At 46.5% G+C, this 2,491-nt stretch carries 2 protein-coding genes; both read right to left on the minus strand.

The features are described 5' to 3' along the window. Window positions 1-118 precede the first annotated feature (118 nt). Entirely contained in the window at window positions 119-1,825 is a 1,707-nt protein-coding gene (gene ltrA, locus H8S63_RS19650; RefSeq protein WP_100766110.1) for a group II intron reverse transcriptase/maturase, read from the minus strand. 112 nt (window positions 1,826-1,937) lie between these two features. Next, a complete protein-coding gene (locus tag H8S63_RS20245; RefSeq protein ID WP_255421418.1) occupies window positions 1,938-2,072 on the minus strand; it encodes a hypothetical protein in 135 nt (44 codons plus the stop codon). Between the last annotated feature and the right edge of the window lie 419 nt (window positions 2,073-2,491).

Consider the following 2,491-nt stretch of genomic DNA (forward strand, 5'->3'; position numbering starts at 1 on the left):
GTGTCGAGTAGGTCAGCCCCATTGCTGGGGCTTTCCCCTCTAAGAACCGTGCATGAGAGTTTCCCCTCACACGGCTCAAGCAACGCATTGCCATTCTTACTGAAGGAATAGTTCTGCCTCATTTCCTACTAATATTATCAGGGTTAAACTTCTTGTTCTTACATGAACTGTGTATGAGAATCTTAAACGGCTTTCCGTTGACAGTCTCCTTAATAGTCGTCCATCTTCGTTCATCGTCAATAATCTTTCCACAGATTGGACAGCGCATTTCTTGATGAATCCAAATCATACGCAACAAGTCGTCAATCTCACGTAGTTGATTCTCCGTGTTCTTTGACTTACGCCGTGCATAGTAAGGAGCATCGGCAGGGTCGTATGGATTAGTATTGGTTCTAACACGCACGTACTTCAATATGGGAGTGTCCGCCAGCCTTTTAAGACTTAAAGTCGTTTCCTTGCCCGACTTCTTGTTCTTGGTTATAGTGGCGAAACACCACTCACGTCCATGCAGTTGTTTGAAATACCTGTCTTTAATCCAGTGCATACCCTTTTTCGGATGCCTGCGTTTTGCCCATTGCCAAAGTGTTTTGTACACCTCGTAGTCCACACGTGAGAATGCTTTCGATGATGCCCCGTAACGGTAATAATTTGTCCATCCGGGAATCATGTGGTTGAGCATCCTTATAAGTGAGGAAGCCTTTGCCGACTTGTTGCTCTTTATCTTCGTGCGAACCTTATCGCAGAATTGCTTCATCGCATCTTTGGACGGTTTGGTCAGAAGTTTGCCGTTGGACTTGTATTCTCGGATGTTGAAGCCAAGAAAATCAAAACCCTCACTGATGTGGGTTATCTTTGTCTTTTCTTCCGATAGCATCAGTCCACGTTCTGCCATAAACTGCCGTATAAGGGGCAGGATAACATTCTCAATTGTTTCCTTATCCTTTGCAGTGACAATAAAATCATCAGCATAGCGCACGAGATTGATTTTAGGTTCAATCCACTTGCGTCCATAAGCAGTAGGCACTGGTTGCCAGTAAGGCTTGACCGCCTTTTGGACGAGGGATTGAAGCCCGTCAAGAGTCATATTGGCAAGAGTGGGAGAAATTATGCCGCCTTGTGGAGTTCCCTCCTCAGTCGGAAAAAGACTTCCATTAAATACATAACCGCTTTTGAGCCATTTCCTTAATACTTCCTTATCCATAGGGATATTGTTAAGAAGCCATTCATGGCTGATGTGGTCGAAGCATCCTTTGATGTCTCCCTCCAGAATCCATTTAGGAGCAACATCCCTTGAAAGGACATTGTGACATTGGGCTATTGCATCTTGACAACTGCGATACTTACGGAAGCCGTAGGAATGTTGGTCGCCTGTCGTTTCCGCAATAGGGTCGAGAGCCATCAGATAGAGAGCCTGCATCGCACGGTCTTTCATCGTAGGGATTCCCAAGGGGCGTTTCTTCCCGTTCTTCTTCGGTATTTCCACACGACGCAGGGGCATCGGTTGATAGCCACGGCGTTTGAGTGTGTCAATAGCTTTGACTTTTGCCGCATCGGATGACCATCTTACATGGTCAACTCCTGCGGTGTTTTTACCCTTATTAGTAGTAACCCGAACTACGGCAAGATAGCGACCGTAGAACGAGTGGGTCAACAGCCATTGCAAGGATTTGACCTTGCCGTGTCTGCCTTCCCTTTGAGCCTTTACAATACGTGCTTGCAGCTTCCGAACATACTCCTCTGCCTTGTGTCGGTCAATGCTTTTCCAACGTTCGGTATCAGAGAGGACCATATTTTCAGGCGCACACTTTTCTTTCGATTTGTTCATTTGCATTCCTTTCTTTAGAAGTTCTATAAATTTATTGTAAAGAGTTACCTTGTGGAAGTGGGCACACTTTCGTGTCGGATGATGTGGCTCTCTGCCATACATGGCAATGAGGTCAATCCGTATCCGCTCCATTACAGAACAGCATTCGCTTTTTCCACGTTCCTATACCCGCACCCCATATAGGCTTGCCTTGCGGCTTGCTTACCTCCTCTAAGAGGGGGAGGGATACGGGCTTACCACGTTCCATGCAAGTGACGATAATGGGTTAGGTCTGTCCTATCCACCGGCAGTCATTATGTCCGTGCAACCCCACCTGGACAGGGAGTTGACCGACTGCACACCTTTTGGTTCAAGCCTACAGCCTCGCTTTTTGGAGCGAAGCCCTCAACATCATTTGGCTTGTTCTTCGTAACGATGTTTATCAGACATTCACATTGGTTGACCATACCATCAAGTCTCGCCCCTCGGCAGAACGATGTTATCTGCCTTAACCTCCACTCACGCTTCGGTCTATTCCTTTCGGAAAGGGTACTTTGTCAGAGCAGCTTCGCACAAAGAGATTACTCGCAATGCACGTACTCTCAGACTACTGCAAACGGAATTGCAGGTGTAATCAATGAATTAAATCATAGTTACACAATCACTTACGCGGCTCACGTGTCACAC

It is taken from the genome of Bacteroides sp. NSJ-39, assembly GCF_014287315.1.
In the GTDB taxonomy this organism is placed as follows: Bacteria; Bacteroidota; Bacteroidia; order Bacteroidales; family Bacteroidaceae; genus Bacteroides; species Bacteroides finegoldii.

Coding starts and splice junctions, on each gene's coding strand:
- ltrA (WP_100766110.1), bottom strand. CDS start 1,825: ATGAACAAATCGAAAGAAAAGTGTGCGCCTGAAAATATGGTCCTCTCT.
- H8S63_RS20245 (WP_255421418.1), bottom strand. CDS start 2,072: ATGGAACGTGGTAAGCCCGTATCCCTCCCCCTCTTAGAGGAGGTAAGC.